The following is a 16,702-nucleotide window of genomic DNA, read 5'->3' on the forward strand; positions in this document are numbered from 1 at the left end:
CGGATCCGCCCCTTTCCGAGGGGGCTGAGCTGAATGCAGGGGCCCCGAAAACAGATGCTTGACGGGGGCGGATGAGGACGGTACAAGCCGCCTCACTGAATCACGGCGGGGCCGCGCAGGGCGGATAGCTCAGCGGTAGAGCGGCGCCCTTACAAGGCGATGGTCACAGGTTCAATCCCTGTTCCGCCCATATAGATTTTGTGGGGAGTTAGTTCAGTTGGTTAGAACGCCGGCCTGTCACGCCGGAGGCCACGGGTTCAAGTCCCGTACTCCTCGCCACTAGAGAGGCCCGGAACCGAAAGGTTCCGGGCCTTTCGCTTTTTTGGCCTCCACCTCACCCCGATGGCGCTCACGCGCCGGTGCTTCCATCGGGGAGCGCGGCTCGGCCCCTGGGCCCCCGGCGGGCGCTCCGGCTCAGAGCACGACGTCCTTGAACGCCTTCCCGGGCGGATTCAGCGGGAGGCCGTCCTCGCAGGGCGTGACGCGCTCGCTGTAGTGCGGTCCCCGGTGAGAGACCGCCCGGTCGAGCAGCTCGCGGAGCTCCTGCCGGCGGCCTTGCCGGCGGGGATGTTTCCAATGACGCCGTCCCACACGCCCGTGGGTGGGGGCCAGGTCCACCGTCACGGAGCGGAGGTCCGGGCCGCCAGCGGTGACGCAGACGCCGGCGACATGGGAGGAGAGTCCCTGTTGCATGGAGACGGCGAACCGCCTCGAGCCGGTGTCCGCGGCGGTGGCGGAGCCGCTCGCGAGGAGCGGCGCCATGAGGGTCAACGACAGGCGCGGAGGGGCATGGGGGGCCCGCCACGGCGGACCCGCATAACCCGGTTCAGCCCCCGGCGACCCGATGAGCTTCGCCACGGGAACGCGCCCACGTCTGTGATTGAAAGGGTTTCAGTGCGTCCGGAGCCAGGTCATGGCGTCCGCCGCATGCGCGAGGCTCCGTGCCTCCGCCGGACTTGCCGCGCGGCGCTCCATCCCGATGGCGGTACTGAAGCCAGACGTGATGGGCACTTCGGGCGGTAGCCGACACGCGGGACGGCCGGGAGAGCACCTCGTGCCGGCAGGACACTGTGCTCACCTTGGGCACCGTCTCTCCGCGCGTCCATGCGCAAAGAAGGGAGCCCCATGCGCTTGCATGCCGGAGTCCTCATCTCCCCGCTGGCCCTGCTCTTGGGCCTGGCCTGTAGCGGCCCCGCGGCGGTGCCTGGCGAGGAGGCCGGAGGCGAACCCGCGGCCCTGGCGCTCCAGGAGGCCGGGGCAAGCCAGAACGCGTCGTCGACAAGCACCCCGTCCCGGGTGGAGGACAGCGTCCCTGGCCGGCTCAGCGCGGGCCCGTTCGAGCTGACGGATGTGAACGGCACGCTCTTCTTCATCGCCACCGACGCCGAACACGGCTCCGAGCTGTGGAAGAGCGACGGCACGCCCGGCGGGACACGCATCGTGGAGGACATCCGGCCCGGCCAGACAGGTGCCTCTGTCCGCGGCCTCATGACCGCGGGGCGGCGCGTCTATTTCGCCGCCGACGATGGCACGCATGGCCTGGAGCTGTGGACGAGCAATGGGACGCGCGCGGGCACCCGGCTGGTGAGGGACATCGCCGCCGGAGGTGACTCGTCGTACCCGTCCACCTTGGCCGCGTTGGAGGGAGTCCTCTACTTCACCGCGTATTCGCCGGAGCTCGGTCTCACCCAGCTGTGGCGGACCGAGGGACTTCCGGGCACCACCCGCGTGGTGCCCACGGGACTGGCCTATCCCCCCTCCGCGCTCGTGCCGATGGGCGGCCAGCTCTTCTTCTTCGGTGGCGACAGGTTCCTGCGACTGGACGGGACGACGGGAGCGGTCGTCACGCTGCTCGACTTCTCCGACCGGTTCGACGTCTATACGGCGGGCCCGGTCGTCGCGGACGGACTGCTCTATTTCATCATCGGCCAGTCCCCCATCATCGGCGCGAAGAGCAAGGACGGCGTGCGCCAGGACATCCCCCGGCGCTTCACGCTCTGGAAGAGCGACGGCACGCCCGAGGGGACCGTGGCCGTCGCGGATGTGCCGGCGCTGCTCGCGTTCGACGGCCCGAATACGCTCGTCACCGTGGGCCGCAGGCTCTTCTTCAGCGCGGACGACGGAGTGCTCGGCTCCGAGCTGTGGACCAGTGATGGCACGCGCGTGGGGACACGGATGGTGAAGGACATCCTGCCTGGCGCGGACAGCCCGCGCATCCGGTCGCTCACCGCCCTGGGCGGCGCGGTGTACTTCTCCGCGTACACGCCCGACGCGGGGGACGAGCTGTGGCGCAGTGACGGCTCGGAGTGCGGAACCTCCCGGCTGAAGGACGTGATGCCTGGCCCCGCCGGATCCAGCATCGCGCAGCTCACCGCACAGGGTGGCCGGCTCTTCTTCACCGCGCGAGAGCAGGGCCGGGGCCACGAACCGTGGACCAGTGACGGCACGGCCCGAGGGACGGCGCGGATCGCGGACCTGGTGCGGGGCGCCTTCTCGAGCGCGCCACATGACTTCACACGCTCGGGCTCGCGCGTGTTCTTCGCTGCCACCGAACCGGCGCGGGGCACCGAGCTGTGGGCTCTGAAGCTCGCCAGGAACGGGAGTGTGGAGCTGGCTGCCGACGTGGCCGTGTTCCCCGAGACCGGGGACGGCGCTGCGTCGGGGAGCGAGCAGGGCAACCGCAGCCGCGACCCCGGCGCGGGGCCCGCCTTCCTGGTGCAGGACATCACCCCCGGACCGGACGATCCCCGCATCACCGAGAGCGCGAGCGTGGGCAGGACGCTCTTCTTCACGGCGAATGACCGGAGCTTCGGCGCCGAGCTGTGGGTGACGAACGGCGCGGCGGCAGGCACCCGGCTCGTCGCGGACATCCGCCCGGGACCAGACAGCTCCGAGCCCAGGGACATGACGCCGTTCGGTGGGGCGCTTCTCTTCTTCGCGAACGACGGCATCCACGGCTTCGAGCTCTGGCGGAGCGACGGCACCCCGGGTGGCACGCGGATGGTGAAGGACATCCACCCGGGCCCCCAGGACAGCCGTTTCTTCGAAGCCCCGTTCGTCCACGGCGGCGTGGCGTACTTCGCGGCGGACGACGGGACGCACGGGTGGGAGCTCTGGCGTACGGACGGCACGGCGGCCGGTACGCGGATGGTCAAGGACCTGTGGCCCGGGCCTGACGGCTCCAGTCCCCAGGCCTTCATCGAGTTGGAGGGCCGCCTGTACTTCATGGCCGCGGAGGAGGCGACCGGCTTCGACCTCTGGCGCACGGATGGCACGGCCGCGGGGACCGTCGCGCTGGACCTCATGCCCGGGGAGGAGAGCCTCGATTTCACGGGCGCCGTCGCGGCGGGCGGGCTGTTCATCTTCCACCAATACTCGGAGCTCGGCGACGAGATGTGGCGCAGTGACGCGACGCCGGAAGGCACCTTCCTCCTCGCGGACATCTTCCCCGGGAGCAACAGCTCCTTCCCCACGGATCTGACCGTGGTGGGCCGGCGTGTCTTCTTCGTCGCGGACAACCCCGATATCGGCCGCGAGCTGTGGGTGACGGACGGCACCCGTGAGGGCACCGCGCTGGTGAAGGACATCACGCCCGGCGCGGTGATGGACCCGCCGCAGTTCCTGGTGGCCTTCGGCGGACGCCTCTTCTTCAGCGCCCAGGACGGGGGGCCCACGGGCCGGGAGCTGTGGGTGAGCGACGGCACGCACGCGGGCACGCGGCTCTTCAAGGACATCGCCCCTGGGCCCGCCAGCGCGTCGCCTGCCTGGCTCTTCCCCGTGGCCGGCAAGCTGCTGTTCTCCGCGGATGGCGGCCACACCGGGCCGGAGCTGTGGCGGAGCGATGGCACGCGCCGCGGAACGCGCCAGCTCCAGGAACTGGCGCCAGGACTGACAGGGGGTGACCCGTACCTCTTCACCGCCACGCGCGAGCACGTCTACTTCTTCCTCGGCTTCTCACCCACGGGCCGGGAATGGTGGGCGCTGGAACGCGAGGACCTTGACGACTGAGATGCCGTGAAGCGCGGTCAAGCCATGGGCGCCGGATGGAGACACCGCCCAGGCGCTCATGGATGGGCGGGCTCAGCGCGTGGGCCCGCCCTCGGAGGTTGCCTTGAAGTCCGCGGCGGACAGTCCGTGCCGCTTGAGCAGGTCGTAGAAGTCGCTCCGGTTGCGTCCGGCCATCCGAGCCGCGGCACTGACACTGCCGCTGCTGCGGCGCATGGCCTCCGCGAGGTAGGCGCGCTCGAAGGCATCGCGTGCTTCGCGCAGCGAGGGCAGGTCCGCGGTCCCGCCTGGAACGCCTGGCAGCTGCGCGCTCTCGGCGGGGGGCCGCTCCAGCGCCTGACCCAGGCGAGGCACATGCCGCGGTTGGAGTTCGTCCGCGCCGGCCAGGAGCACCGCGGCCTCCATCTCGTGGATGAGCTCCCGGACGTTGCCAGGCCAGCCATAGCGCTGCAGCAGTTCCACCGTCGCGGGCGCGAGGCGCGGCGGACGCAGGCCATAGCGGTTCGCCGTGCGCTCCAGGAAGAGCTGCGCGAGCAAGGGGATGTCCTCGATCCGCTCGCGCAAGGGTGGCAGCTCGATGGGCACCACGTGCAGCCGGAAGTAGAGGTCCTGACGGAAGCGCTTCGCGGCCACCTCCTCCGCGAGGTCCCGGTTGGTGGCGGCGACCACCCGCACGTCCACGGGCTCCTCCACGTCCGCGCCTACGCGCGTGAGCCGCTGCTCCTGCAGCACGCGCAAGAGCTTCACCTGCACGGACGGGGACGCCTCGCCAATCTCATCCAGGAACAGCGTGCCGCCGTTGGCCGCGCCAAACAGGCCTTCGCGCTCGCGCACGGCCCCGGAGAACGCGCCCTTCACGTGTCCGAACAGCTCGCTCTCCAGCAGCTCTGGCGGAAGGGCGCCGCAGTTGACGGCGACGAAGCGCGCCGTGTTGCGGCGCGAGAGCACGTGGAGCATCCGCGCCGCCAGCTCCTTGCCGGTGCCGCTCTCGCCGGTGAGCAGGACGGTGGCGTCAGTGGGGGCAATGCGGGCAAGCACCTCGCGCACGCGCGAAATGGCCTCGCTGATCCCCAGGAGCAAGGGCTCGCCGCTTTCACCCATGCGCAGCCGCAGCTCGGCCACCTCCCGGCGCAGACGCGAGCGCTCGAGCGCGTGCGTGAGCTTCTGCATGAGCTCGTGGTCGTGAAACGGCTTGGTGAGGAAGCCGTAGGCCCCCTCCTGCATGGCCTGCACCGCGGTCTCGATGGAGCCGTGCGCGGTGAGCATGATGACGGACAGCTCGGGAGCACACTGCCGCGCGGCCCGGAGCACCTCCATGCCATCCATGTCCTCCAGGCGCAGGTCGAGCACCATCGCGTCCACGCGCTCCTGCGCGAGCCTGCGCAGGGCGCCTCTCCCCTCGCCCTCCACGGTCACGCGATAGCCGCGTGAAGTCATCCGCATGGACATGAGCTCCGCGAGCTGGAGGTCATCGTCCACCAGGAGCACATGGGGCTGCTGGACGGGGGACTCAGGTGTCAAGGCGGCCTCCAGGGGACGCGGGGTCCTCGAGGGGAATCCAGAAGGTGAAGGTGGCTCCAGGCCCGGGCGTGTCCGCGAGCGACAGTTCCCCTCCGTGCGCGGTGATCATCTCGCGCGCGATGGTGAGGCCCAGCCCCGTGCTGCGGCGCCCGCCGACCTCGAGGCTCGCGAAGGGCCGGAAGATCCACTCGCGCGCGTGCGCGGGCACGCCCGGGCCCTGGTCCGCGACGGACAGCTGGACCGCCGGCACGGGGCTGGCGGCGCCAGGGCGCTTGCGGCTCACCAGCTCACACGAGATGCGCACCGTCTTGCCCGCGCTGGAGACAGAGATGGCGTTGCTCACCAGGTTGGACAGGGCACGCTCGACAAGAGGGTCATCGATGGGCGCACGCACGGGCTTCGAGGCCGCTTCGTAGACCAATTGGACCTTGCGCTCATCCGCTTCAAAGGCGAGGTCCTGGAGGACGTTGCGGACAATCTGGTCCACCGAGGCCCCGGCATTGCGCTGCAGCGGCTGGCCGGACTGCACGCGCGACAGATCCAACACGGAGGTCACCATGCGGATCTCACGCTCGCACGCGGCCTGTGCGAGCTTCACCACGCGGGCCTGCTGCGGCGTCAGGGGGCCCGTGCTGCCATCGCCCAGGAGCGAGAGGGCCTCACGCACCCGCGCCAGCGGCGTGCGCAGGTCATGGGACACCGAGGCCACGAACGCGCTCTTGAGCTGGTCCAGCTCCGCCAGGCGCGCACGCATGCGGTCCAGATCCAGCGAGAGCGCGCGCAGCTCCTCGGGTCCGCGCAATGGGGGCAGGGGGCTGAAATCCCCCTGGCCAATGCGGCGCGCGTGCGTGGAGAGCAGCGCCACCGAGTTCGACACCGCGCGCGCCTGCGACAAGGCGAGCACTCCCGCGGCGAGGATGCCCAGGAGGCCGAAGAGTCCGCCCGAGCTCAGCGCCGCCGAGCCGATGGCACGCGCGTGGTCCTCCTTCGCCTGGATGGCCAGGCGCATGTCCCGCGTGCGCTCGGACCAGACCGTGGTGAGGACCTCATCCAGCTGAAGCCGCCGCTCACGCAGGGGAAACGACAGCATCGACTCACAGGTGCCGGCCTGCTCCAATTGCAGGGCGTACTGCACATAGTCCTGGGCGCTCGCGCGGAAGCCCGCATCGAGCTGCTCCGTGCCAGCGCCGAGCGCGGTCTGGAGATCCCGGCGTGCGCTGGCGACGGCGCGGTGCACGGTGGCCGCGCTGCTGTCGCGCTGCTCGCAGGCCACCACCCCGCGCCGCACCGCCAGTTCGAGCGCCCAGGCCGCGACGTACACACGCTGCTCCCGCTCGAAGGATGCGAGCTCCTCCTGCCCCACGCTCGCCACCACCTCGTGGGTGTGCATGAGGCCCACGGCCATCTGTGAGAACGCCGCCACCAGCAGCGCGGTGACCACCGCGTAGGACAACAGGAGCCGGGCGCGCAGTCGGAGCACCAACATGGCGCGCAATCTAACGCGCGTCCGTGCACGCGGCCCGTCCCTTCTCACGACCGTCTGCCGGTCCCGACAGTGTCGGTCCGAGCCGACAGGGGCGCTGCTGGGATGGACCGACAGCGGGGGCACGCCGCCCTCTGACACGGCGTCTGGCACGGCACCTGAAAGGTGCCGTCGTCCATGCGTTCAACGACCGCTCTCTCCAAGCGACCTTTCTCGACCCGGCGTGCGGGCGAGCTCCTCCAAAGCTGGCGCGAGATGGTGCACCCAAGCAGCCTGCCAGCCGATGCGGCCGCCGGCCTGAGCGTGGCGTGCGTGGCCCTGCCTCTCAACGTCGCGCTCGCGACCGCGGCGGGACTGCCCGCGAGCGTGGGGCTCGTCTCCGGCGTGGTGGCGGGCGTCGTGGGCGGGCTGCTCAGCGGCAGCCGCTTCCAGGTCACGGGCCCCGAGGCGGCGCTGCTGCCCCTGGCCGCGGCCATCGTGGCGGCGCATGGAGCCGCGGGCCTCGCCATCGCCACGGTGCTCGCGGGCGCCATGCAGGTGGCGTTGGGGCTCGCGCGCGCCGGGCGGTTCGCGCGGCTCATCCCCCGGCCGGTGGTGATGGGCTTCACGGTGGGCATCGGGCTCTTGCTGCTCAACACGCAGCTGCCGCGGCTGTTCGCGGTGGAGGACACGCACGCGAACGCCGTGGCGCTCGTGGCGCAGCGCACCTGGGGCGGACACGTGGGCTGGCTCGGGGTCGCCGCCGGAGCCCTCACGGCGCTGGCCATGGTCGCCCTGCCCCGGCTGCACAAGCGCATCCCCGCGGTGCTCGTGGGGCTGACGCTCGGCACCGGGCTCATGGTCTGGCTGGGGGCGGGCTACGACGCGGTGGGCGCCCTGCCCCGCTCGCTGCCCACGCCGTCGCTGCCGTCCTTCGAAGGCGTGCACCTCGCGAGCCTCCTGCCTGCGGCCCTGGGCCTCGCGCTGCTTGCGTCGCTCGGCTCGCTGCTCGCGACGAGCTCGCTGGATGCGCTCACGGGTGCGCGCACGCACAGTGACCTGGACCAGGACCTGATCGCGCAAGGGCTGGCCAACCTCGCGGCCGGTGTGTTCGGCGGCTTTCCGGTGATGGGCGCCATCGTGCGCGCCAGCGCGTCCATTCAAGCGGGTGCGCGCACCCGCGCCGCCTCTGTCATGCATGCACTGTGGCTCTTCGTGGCCATGGCGCTGCTCGCGCCGCTGGTGGCGCGCATCCCCATTGCCGCACTCACCGCCATCCTGCTGGTCGTGGGGGTGCGTCTGCTCAACCTGGAGGGCCTTGTTGCCATGTGGAATCAATCCAAGTCGACGTTGAGCGTGGTGGTCGTCACCGCGCTGGGCATTGCTGTGTTCAATGTGTTTGCTGGCATCGGGGCCGGGCTCGCGCTGGCGAGCCTCCTCTACGTGCGGCGCCATGGCGCCCTGCGGCTGGAGGTGCAGCGGGTGACGGATGCGTCGCAGCTGCAGCGCGGTCTGCACGTGCAGTCCCCGGAAGCACCCAACGCCCCCGAGGCGCTGGACCTCCTGGTTGCGCGGGTGGACGGGCCCATCCTGTTCATCAACCACCTCAAGCTCTACGAGCTCGTCGACGGCCCCCCCTGGGCGAAGCTCGTGGTCATCGACCTGTCGCGCGTGTCGCTGGTGGACGCCGCCGGTGCGGCGACGCTCCAGTACCTGGCGGAGTTCCTCGCCGTGCGCAGCTCGCACCTGGCCCTGGTGAAGGTGCCGCCCCAGCTGGAGGCCGCGCTCGAGCCGATTGCGCAACACCTGCTCGAAGCGCGGATGCATGGCTCGATCGAGGAGGCGCTCCTGGGGGCAGGCCTTGTGCACCCCGCGCCCGCGCCCGCGCCCATGGAGCCTGTCACCCTCCCCGTGCCCTCCGCGCACCCTGCGCACATCGCGCACTCCGCGCACCCGTAGAGCGCTGCGCACGGCAGCTGGTTCGCGATTGAGGGGCGGGATAGATAACCCGCCATGCTCAAGGTTCATCATCTCGAACGCTCGCGGTCGCACCGGGTGCTGTGGCTGCTCGAAGAGCTGGGACTGCCCTATGAGGTGGTCCACTACAGCCGGGACCCCAAGACGCTCCTGGCTCCGCCAGAGCTGGCCCAGGTGCACCCGCTCGGCAAGTCCCCAGTCCTCACCGACGGTGACGCCACCATCGCGGAGTCCGCGGCCATCCTCGAGTACCTCGTGGAGCGGCACGGGGGCGGCAGGTTCACGCCGCCACCAGGGACGCCCGAAGCCCTGCGCTACCGCTACTTCCTGCACTACGCGGAGGGCTCGCTCATGCCTCCGCTGCTGGTCGCGCTCATCGCGCAGCGCATCCGCAAGGCGCCGGTGCCCTTCTTCTTGAAGCCTGTGACCGGGCGCATCGGGGGGACGTTGGAGCAACAGCTCGTGCGCCCCAACCTCACGCGCCACGTGGGCTTTCTCGAAGCAGAGCTTGCGCGCTCGCCCTGGTTCGCCGGGGAGGCATTCAGCGTCGCGGACATCCAGATGAGCTACCCCGTGGAGGCGCTCTTGTCGCGCGGGGACACCACTCGGATGGTGCGGCTCAAGGACTTCCTCGCCCGCATTCGCGAGCGCCCGGCCTACCAGCGCGCGGTGGAGCGCGGCGGCCCCACGTTCCTTGAGTGAGTAAGGAAGGTGGTGCCTTTAGTAGGGGCGCACGATGCCGCTCCCCCGCGCGACAGGAACGGCCTGCGCTCACGAGCGACGAGGACGAACGGATGCAGCGAGAGCGCGCGGCAGCGGTGAGGCGCGGTTGCTCTGTTGCGATCCTCGATGGGCATGCCCAGGTGAAGAGGCATGCTCACCAAATCGTGCTTGAAGCTTGCTCGGGTGGCGCTGGCGGCGGCCGAGCAGGCGCTGCCGCGCTATAGCTCCAAGTACAGTCGCCACGACTTCACCCTGCCTCAATTGACAGCGTGCCTGCTGGTTCAGCGCTTCTACCGCTTGGACCTGCGAGGAGCGGAAGTGCTGCTCGTTGAGCATGAATCGCTGCGTCAGGTGCTCGGTCTCAAGAGCGCTCCGGACCACACGACGCTCTGGCGAGCACAACGCCGACTCCCCCCACCTCGGTTGGGGCGCCTGTTGGATGAAACGGTCCGCATGACGGAGCGCTCGGGCCTGATTCGCCCCAGTGGCAGTGCGGGCTCTACGCTGGCGCTGGACTCCACAAGTCTGGCGTCCGGGTGGACGAGCCGGCATTTCTTCCGCTTCAAGACGCGCCCTTCCGCGTGCGCTCGCGGGGGCTGGCGGGGCTATCCCAAGTGGAGCATTGGAGTCGACACGCGCAGCCACCTGCTTTTGGCCCAGGTCGCCGACGTGGGCCCGCGCCATGACACCTGCGAGGTGCAAGAGCTGGTGCTCCAAGCCCAGCACCGCCGCTCTTCGCGCATGCTTCTCGCCGATGCCGGGTATGACTCCGCGCAGACGCTTCAGCTCTGCCACACCCAACGGCTGCGCCCGATTATCCGAGTGAAGCCCCCGCCCAACTGTCCTCACCCTTCGCGGGTGCAGAATCCTGAGCGGAGGCACTTGCTGCGTAACCGTCCGGTGGACGTCGTGCCGGGACGCTTGAAGACAGGCCCCGGCCGTGCTCGGCGGGCGCCGCGAGGAGCGAGTTGTTCAGGGACTGAGCTGGAGGGGCGACTCGGGCGGGTCGGCGGTGCGTCGCCGCTTCCACTCGTGAGGTAGCAGCTCACCAATGCACGAGTGGGGATGCGTCTGCACACGCAGCAGCACGTCGGCCAGGTAGTCTTCGGGGTTGACGCCGTTGGCCTCGCAGGTGGCGACGAGGGCGTAGAGGCCGGCGAGATTCTCCCCCGCGGCCTCGTGGCCGACGAAGAGGAAATTCTTCCGGCCCAGGGCCGCCTTGCGCAGCGCCGCCTCCGAGCGGTTGTTGTCCAGAGGCAGGCGCGCGTCGGAAGAGAATCGCGTCAGGGCGTCCCATTGCTTCAGGGCGTAGGAGAGGGCCTGGCCCATGGGGCCCTTGGGCAGGTGGCGCGGAGTCTGCGATTCCATCCACGCACGCAGCGCCGTGAGGACGGGGAGGCTCTGCTGCTGGCGCAGCTCGCGGTGCGCGTCGGTGCGCACGACGGCCGCGTCGCGAGCCAGGGCTTCCACGCGGTAGAGGGCGAGGATGAAGTCCAGGGCCTGGCGGGCTTCGGGCGCGGTGGGGAGCGCCTCGAAGAAGCGGCGACGCACGTGGGCCCAGCAGCCCACGCGGACGCGCCCCTCGGGCAGCGTCACCGCGTTGTAGCCCGTATAGGCATCCACCACGAGGGCGCCCCGGGTGCCGCCCAGGACTTCCTTGGGCGTCGTGCTGGCCCGGCCCAGGCTGAAGCGGTAGCCCAGCAGCCACTCACCCGCGGGCGTCTGGGTGAGGAAAGTCCAGAGGTAGCCCTGGCGCGTCTTCTTCACGTCCAGCACGCGAAGCGGCGTCTCGTCGGCCCACACCACCTCGGCGGCGGCAATGACTTGCAAGAGGTGCTGGGACAGAGGCAGCAGCACCGAGGCGGCCTGGTGGAAGAGGTCCGTCAGGGTGCTGCGACTCATGGGCACCCCACCGCGCTCAATCCGCTGGGCCAGCCGGTGCAGTGGCATCGCGTCGGCGCACTTGGAAACCACGACGTGGGCCAGGAAGCCGGGGCCGTACTCGCCCCGGTCCACCACCCGGGCCGGAGGCGGGGCGGTGACGACGCCCCGGCCGCACGCGCACGAGAGGACTTCCTGCACGTGCACCTGCTTCTCGAAGCGGGCCGGCACGTACTCGTACACCACCGAGGTGCGGCCCTGGCCCAGGGGCTTCAAGTCCTCGCTGCCGCACGCCGGGCAGTGGCGCTCCTCGGCAGGCACCGCGTGGCGAATCTCCCGCGCCGGGGCCTCCTCGGCCTTGCGGGCGGCTCGCTGCTGGCGCTTCTGCTTCGCGGCCTCGGCCCGCGCCGCCTTCGTGTCCGCGCCGTCCCCGCGCAGCTCCGTCGCCACCGAAGGTAGCTTCTCCGCCCTGCGGCCGAAGACGTGGCGCTCCAGCGTCGCCATCTTCGCCTCCAGCGACGTCAGGCGCTCCTTGAGTTCCTCCGCCTCCTCGCGCCAGGGGCAGAAGTGGTCCTGAGGCAGCTCTCGGGGCACCTCACCTCAACACGCCTGCGCCGCGCCGCGTCCCGGGCCAGGCGCGTCAGGTGCCCGTGCGCCCGGGAGGCGTCCAGGCGGGCTGGCGCCTCACCTGGGCCACGTCGATGCCGTCCAGCAGCATGGCCAACTGCGTGGCGTCCAGCGTCACCGCCTGCGCGCCCGCGTCCACCGGCGGCAGCCGGAAGCGGCCCGTCTCCAGCCGCTTGTACAGAAGCACGAAGCCGCCCCGGCTCCACGTCAGCACCTTGACCCGGTCGCCCCTCCTGGAGACGAAGGCGAAGAGGTGGCCCGAGTAGACGTCCTCCCCCCATGCCGTGCGCACCAGCGCCATGAGGCCATCAATCGACTTGCGCATGTCCACCGGCTCCACCGCCAGCACCACGCGCACCGAGGCAGGCAGCGCGAACACCCTCTCACCGTCCCAACGCGGCGACGAGCCGGGCCACGTACGTCACGTCGGTGCCCACGGCGAATCGCACCCGCGCCCCGCTCGCGGCCACCACCTCCAGCAGGGACTCCGGCGCCGCGGGCGTCGTCGCCACCTGCACCGGCAAGAGTCTCACCGGCTCGACTCGCGACGGCGCGCTCCGTCGTGCTCGGTATACCCACGACTGCAACGTGCTCAGCCGCACGCCCCGCGCCAACGCGAACTCCCGCTGCGTCTGCCCGCTCGCCTCAAAGGCCTCCGCGATGCGCGCCCACTCCGGCTTCTCCACCTGCTTCGGCATACCCAGAAGCGTCCGCTGCGCGCCGCGCCCCCGGCAATCCCTCACGGCACGTCGTTGGCCGGACGGTTACCTTGCTGCTGCACCTTCCCAAACGCCTGTATGGCCAGCGTTGGCAGGCCGAGAGCTTCTTCTCCAGCCACAAACGGCGCTTCGGAGATGTGCTCGCGGGACGCACCTGGCGTCGACGCGCCCGCGAAACACTCCTGCATGGAGTGCTGCACAACTGTGCGCTCCTGCAGGCCGCCTGAGGATCGCAACAGAGCAAGGCGCGGTCAGTCCCCCTAAAAGACCGATGTGTCGATGCCGGAGCAGTCGAGGACGACTGCGCTGGAGCCACCGCTTGTAAAGGTCAGCGGCTTATTTAGTTCAAAGCCCTTGCAAACTGCCGCATCGTCATCAACGGCGACTCGCGTCTGCGTGTACGTCCACATGACCCCCGTGTCGTCCTGGCGTTCCAGAATGACAGCCGTCACCACATTACAAATGCCGCTGGGTCTCGGCTGATTGATCCACTTCTTTTTATTCATTCGTGTGAACAAAACCTCGAATGCATTGGTGCTGATGTGGCAGGTCTTTGCGATGATCTCCCTCATTTTCAAGTAGGCTTCGACTACGCACTGTGGCGTCTTGCATTCACACGCGGCCTCGTATTGTTCGAGCACCATCGTGTCGGCTCGATTTCGAGCCTCTGTGCTTTGCGTCGAAGCGGCGGCAAGTTTCTTGCGCCAATCTGAAAGATGGGCGACCGCGCAGCGTTTCGTGTTCTCTTTCATGAGACCATTGAGGTCGGCTGAAAGACTCTCTCGATCTTTCGCAAGCCCCGCCGCCACCTCCGCATCGGACTTGCGGCTGATGCTCGTCTGGATGAAACGACAGTTCAGCGTCTGGTACGGTGGCTCGCCGTCACAGTCCATCGACAGCCATGCATTGCTCCCAATGGCCGGGATGTCACCGAACATAGGTCGTAGTTCAGGCTTCGGCGGGGCCGCAGATACGGTACTGGCGAGCAGAATGCCAACTGTGAGAACGGAGAGGTGCATGCGGGTAAGCCTCCCGCGCCCCGCCCGGCCCCGTCAACGGGCACCCTGGGCGCTGGGGCGCCAGCTGAACCTCGTCCGCGAGCTTCTTCCTCGGAGCGTCACCTCTGCTTCTGAACCTTGTCCACACGCCGGGAGACGGTGGGGTATCGGCACCATGAAGACCGCTCCCACCATCTCGTCGCCACCAGCCCATCCTCGGGCCAGTCGGTGCCGCCGCACCGCCGGTGTTCATTGCATCTGCGGGCGAGGTGTCTTTCCGAGGTCAGCATATCGAACCGCAGGCCCACCAGCATCCAGGTCGCCGTAGTCCTAATCACGAAGGACGCCGGCGGCAGGTACCGTCTCAACGAATTGCACAGCGCAGCCGACGGAGAGGCCCAGCACAAACTAGCCATTTCCCTCCGAATCGACTCGGCGCGCGATTTGGTAGCAGCGCTGGACCACTTCTCGGAAGTGAGAAGTGCTCCTGTCGAGGTCATCAACTGCGGTCCCGAGCTGGGCACTTACGTCTGCCACAAACTCGCCACCACCCACGCGGCATAGGTGTCCCCGCCTTTCGATGTCGCGGTCATTCAGACGTTCATTGCAGTAGCCACCGGGTAGGCACCTCCGTTCGCCGCGCCCACCTTCGCGGTGCCGAAGACGCGACCGGAGGCCCTGCGCCTCGCGGCGGACCTGGCCGAGAAGATGGACGCCCAGCAGGCGCGACTTCTTGCCCAACAGCTAGCCGTGAAGTTCGTGGACCGGTACACGAGCTCGGAGACGTGCCTATCGTTGAGCAACTCAGCGAAGGGTCTGAGCATCCCTCCGATGACTCTCAATCGCTCGCGGGAGGAAGACCGCAGCACCTTCCGCAACCAGCGTAAAGTGCTGGAGCCCTACGCTGACTTCATCCAGCGGGGCTTCTTCGTCGTCTCGTACCCAACAGGCCTCTGTGCAGGCAGAAGGTGCCGCCCCGAATGAAGCCTGAGCGGGAAGTCAACGGTGGGTGTTGGCTGGAGCTGAGCGACACGGCGCAGTGTCTGCCGAAGACGGCGGAGCACAAGGACCGGTGCTTCGTCGCGGTGCCCGCGCCCGCCGGGCCAAGTCCTGTGGGAGCTTCCTCCGCGCGACGCCACGCCCGTGCGCCCCAGCGGGCGAGGTGGCGAATGACGGTCCAGGTCCCAAAGCGGCTGGACCGCCCGCATGAGCCGCCCGAGGAGCGCTTCTTGCGGTTCGTTGAGCGCTGGACAAGTGCTGTCGCGAGACTCACCTCCGCATCGAAGGGCTTCTGCGGCGACGGTGTTTCGTCGCATTCCGCGCTCTGCCTGAGGCTCTGCTCATCGAGGCGACAGTGGTAGTGTTGCCAAGCCCAGCGGGCGTCTGCGAACTCCTCCCGAGCGAGGGTCTTCAAGACTCAAACCATCCCCATCCGCTACGGGAGGCGGAAGACATGCTCATCAGGCACCCGCCCGGGGCGAAATTGGAGGGCACAATGCCTGCGGAGCAGTATTCGAAGAACTGGTGGATTGAGCTATGTGAGAGTCGGCTGGCGTCTGCACCGGCCTACGAAGAAGCAATTGGCGGCAAGTGGCTGCGAGGCCAATTTGGCGAGCTAGGGGTTGCGACCCATCAAGTCCAATGCCATCCTCTACTGCGCATAGTGTGTGCCGGCGATGGGGCGACGCTCCGGACGGCGAATGCCGCATTCAGTGAGTTGGCGTCGGCGCAACATTTCGATCAGCGTGTTGACGGCCTGCGTGACCTACGAGATGAGCACCAGTTTTGGGCTAAATGGAACGAAATTCGCTCGGCTTACTCCGTAGTGAGATCGGGGCTCAGCGTTTCGTTTCCCACGGAAAGGGGGAACAATTTGGGCAAGTCCCCGGAGTTCGTCTTCTCTTGGGGAGGCCAAAATGTCGCCGTCGAGGTGGCGACCATTAGTGAGACGAAGGAGAGAGTCGGTGCCCGCAACCGATTTCTCGACGAACTTCTCAGTGCCGTGAAGGCGGCGAAGAAGTCAGGCCGGGGCGGCGCTTTTGGCGGAGTCGTTCCTCAGCCAGAGCGTTTTGGTGGCGGATGGTCCACGGTATCAAAGCTCCGAAGCATTAAATCGGGGAGCAAGCAGAGTGTCGCTTACGGCGTGAAACTGTTGAACGTGATTGTTAGTTCCAATCTCCTACTGCCGCTGGACTTTCTTCCCGACGGCTATCTTGATAACGAAGGGCTGCGCTATCGCTACTCCGGGCGAATTTACAATGCCCATTATGGAATCAAAGGCCAATCCCTCTACTGGCACCACTCGATTGGGCGCTCCAATTCGTTTTCGCGAACGTCGAGCGTGCAAAAAGACAGCGGTCGATTTGTCGACAACACGTCCGTTTCGGCTGCTATTTGGACTATGCACCCACACTGCGATGACGGTTCGGCGGCACTCTCCTCACAGGAAGAGATCATCTATTGTCCGCTGGCGGGCGCCGGGGCCTCGGCGCCAGAAGGGCTTGTGAAGCAGCTCGATCAGGGCTTCCGATTCAACCGAAACCTGTCCGTAGTCCCTGGCCTGTCCGAGGAGTTTCCAGGGCCGCACCGGATTCGCTGACAGCCCACGCGAGCACCCGTTTCCCATTTTGCCTCCTGTGGACTGGCCACGGGCAAAGTGCCTGCTAGTACCACCTGATCAGATTCGTGAGGGGCCGCGCGGCAGGTTCGAGTCGTCGACGAGCCTGCGGCAGAGGGGGCAGACGCCTATCCAGTGCAACAGCACCTGTTGAAGACGGCGGCGGACTTCA

The 16,702-nt window shown here is 68.5% G+C and carries 13 protein-coding genes and 2 tRNA genes; 8 read left to right on the forward strand and 7 right to left on the reverse strand.

Annotated features, from left to right (window positions below; all coding sequences use genetic code 11):
- The first annotated feature begins 118 nt into the window (after positions 1–118).
- Together D7X32_RS21005 and D7X32_RS21010 are read left to right on the forward strand one after the other, a co-directional pair.
- Positions 119–190, forward strand: a tRNA-Val gene (locus D7X32_RS21005).
- Between the two features lie 12 nt (positions 191–202).
- Positions 203–279 (forward strand) — tRNA-Asp (locus D7X32_RS21010).
- Between the two features lie 135 nt (positions 280–414).
- Here D7X32_RS21010 and D7X32_RS21015 read toward each other — a convergent pair.
- Complete coding sequence (locus D7X32_RS21015) at positions 415–762, reverse strand: hypothetical protein (protein WP_120604348.1); 348 nt, start codon at positions 760–762, stop codon at positions 415–417.
- Positions 763–1,125: 363 nt separating this feature from the next.
- Here D7X32_RS21015 and D7X32_RS21020 point away from each other — a divergent pair, with 363 nt between their 5' ends.
- Complete coding sequence (locus tag D7X32_RS21020) at positions 1,126–4,008, forward strand: ELWxxDGT repeat protein (protein WP_158625724.1); 2,883 nt, start codon at positions 1,126–1,128, stop codon at positions 4,006–4,008.
- A 72-nt stretch (positions 4,009–4,080) separates the two neighbouring features.
- On the opposite strand, the gene D7X32_RS21025 is transcribed toward D7X32_RS21020, so the two are convergent.
- Both D7X32_RS21025 and D7X32_RS21030 read right to left on the reverse strand, forming a co-directional pair.
- Entirely contained in the window at positions 4,081–5,526 is a 1,446-nt protein-coding gene (locus tag D7X32_RS21025) for a sigma-54-dependent transcriptional regulator (RefSeq protein ID WP_120604350.1), read from the reverse strand.
- On the reverse strand, positions 5,516–7,012 hold the full coding sequence (locus D7X32_RS21030) for a HAMP domain-containing sensor histidine kinase (protein ID WP_147450206.1): 1,497 nt from the start codon (positions 7,010–7,012) through the stop codon (positions 5,516–5,518). Before D7X32_RS21030 ends, D7X32_RS21025 begins: the two co-directional genes overlap by 11 nt.
- A gap of 252 nt (positions 7,013–7,264) precedes the next feature.
- Between D7X32_RS21030 and D7X32_RS21035 the strand changes: the two genes are divergently transcribed.
- The 3 genes from D7X32_RS21035 to D7X32_RS47855 all read left to right on the forward strand — a co-directional run bounded on the left by D7X32_RS21035 (position 7,265) and on the right by D7X32_RS47855 (position 10,729).
- Positions 7,265–8,947 (forward strand): SulP family inorganic anion transporter, encoded by a 1,683-nt coding sequence (locus D7X32_RS21035; protein WP_279635598.1) that lies wholly within the window; start codon positions 7,265–7,267, stop codon positions 8,945–8,947.
- 54 nt (positions 8,948–9,001) lie between these two features.
- Positions 9,002–9,667, forward strand: coding sequence for a glutathione S-transferase family protein (locus tag D7X32_RS21040; RefSeq protein WP_120604353.1), 666 nt, complete (start codon positions 9,002–9,004; stop codon positions 9,665–9,667).
- 171 nt (positions 9,668–9,838) lie between these two features.
- Positions 9,839–10,729 (forward strand): transposase, encoded by an 891-nt coding sequence (locus D7X32_RS47855; protein ID WP_120604354.1) that lies wholly within the window; start codon positions 9,839–9,841, stop codon positions 10,727–10,729.
- On the opposite strand, the gene tnpC is transcribed toward D7X32_RS47855, so the two are convergent.
- The 4 genes from tnpC to D7X32_RS45020 form a co-directional block, all read right to left on the reverse strand.
- Positions 10,661–12,151, reverse strand: coding sequence for an IS66 family transposase (gene tnpC / locus D7X32_RS21050; protein ID WP_120604359.1), 1,491 nt, complete (start codon positions 12,149–12,151; stop codon positions 10,661–10,663). The two genes, D7X32_RS47855 and tnpC, sit on opposite strands and share 69 nt — an antisense overlap.
- Positions 12,152–12,209: 58 nt before the next feature.
- Complete coding sequence (tnpB, locus tag D7X32_RS21055; protein WP_120604355.1) at positions 12,210–12,575, reverse strand: IS66 family insertion sequence element accessory protein TnpB; 366 nt, start codon at positions 12,573–12,575, stop codon at positions 12,210–12,212.
- Positions 12,576–12,579: 4 nt separating this feature from the next.
- Positions 12,580–12,894, reverse strand: a complete 315-nt coding sequence (gene tnpA / locus D7X32_RS46005; RefSeq protein WP_167506495.1) for an IS66 family insertion sequence element accessory protein TnpA — start codon at positions 12,892–12,894, stop codon at positions 12,580–12,582.
- Positions 12,895–13,175: 281 nt separating this feature from the next.
- Positions 13,176–13,934 carry a hypothetical protein gene (locus D7X32_RS45020; RefSeq protein ID WP_147450207.1) on the reverse strand — a complete coding sequence of 253 codons (759 nt, stop codon included), beginning with the start codon at positions 13,932–13,934 and terminating at the stop codon, positions 13,176–13,178.
- 687 nt (positions 13,935–14,621) lie between these two features.
- Here D7X32_RS45020 and D7X32_RS47860 point away from each other — a divergent pair.
- Together D7X32_RS47860 and D7X32_RS45025 are read left to right on the forward strand one after the other, a co-directional pair.
- Positions 14,622–14,897 (forward strand): phage antirepressor KilAC domain-containing protein, encoded by a 276-nt coding sequence (locus D7X32_RS47860; RefSeq protein WP_369333694.1) that lies wholly within the window; start codon positions 14,622–14,624, stop codon positions 14,895–14,897.
- Positions 14,898–15,408: 511 nt separating this feature from the next.
- Positions 15,409–16,512, forward strand: coding sequence for a hypothetical protein (locus D7X32_RS45025; RefSeq protein ID WP_147450208.1), 1,104 nt, complete (start codon positions 15,409–15,411; stop codon positions 16,510–16,512).
- The last annotated feature ends 190 nt before the right edge of the window (positions 16,513–16,702 follow it).

Source organism: Corallococcus carmarthensis (genome assembly GCF_003611695.1).
In the GTDB taxonomy this organism is placed as follows: Bacteria; Myxococcota; Myxococcia; order Myxococcales; family Myxococcaceae; genus Corallococcus; species Corallococcus carmarthensis.

Excerpts from the sequence above, each read along its gene's own strand:
- D7X32_RS47855 (WP_120604354.1), top strand. The coding sequence starts at position 9,839 with ATGCTCACCAAATCGTGCTTGAAGCTTGCTCGGGTGGCGCTGGCGGCG.
- D7X32_RS21030 (WP_147450206.1), bottom strand. The coding sequence starts at position 7,012 with ATGTTGGTGCTCCGACTGCGCGCCCGGCTCCTGTTGTCCTACGCGGTG.
- D7X32_RS21040 (WP_120604353.1), top strand. The coding sequence starts at position 9,002 with ATGCTCAAGGTTCATCATCTCGAACGCTCGCGGTCGCACCGGGTGCTG.
- D7X32_RS21020 (WP_158625724.1), top strand. The coding sequence starts at position 1,126 with ATGCGCTTGCATGCCGGAGTCCTCATCTCCCCGCTGGCCCTGCTCTTG.
- D7X32_RS47860 (WP_369333694.1), top strand. The coding sequence starts at position 14,622 with ATGGACGCCCAGCAGGCGCGACTTCTTGCCCAACAGCTAGCCGTGAAG.
- D7X32_RS45025 (WP_147450208.1), top strand. The coding sequence starts at position 15,409 with ATGCCTGCGGAGCAGTATTCGAAGAACTGGTGGATTGAGCTATGTGAG.
- D7X32_RS21035 (WP_279635598.1), top strand. The coding sequence starts at position 7,265 with ATGGTGCACCCAAGCAGCCTGCCAGCCGATGCGGCCGCCGGCCTGAGC.
- D7X32_RS21015 (WP_120604348.1), bottom strand. The coding sequence starts at position 762 with ATGGCGCCGCTCCTCGCGAGCGGCTCCGCCACCGCCGCGGACACCGGC.
- tnpA (WP_167506495.1), bottom strand. The coding sequence starts at position 12,894 with ATGCCGAAGCAGGTGGAGAAGCCGGAGTGGGCGCGCATCGCGGAGGCC.
- D7X32_RS45020 (WP_147450207.1), bottom strand. The coding sequence starts at position 13,934 with ATGCACCTCTCCGTTCTCACAGTTGGCATTCTGCTCGCCAGTACCGTA.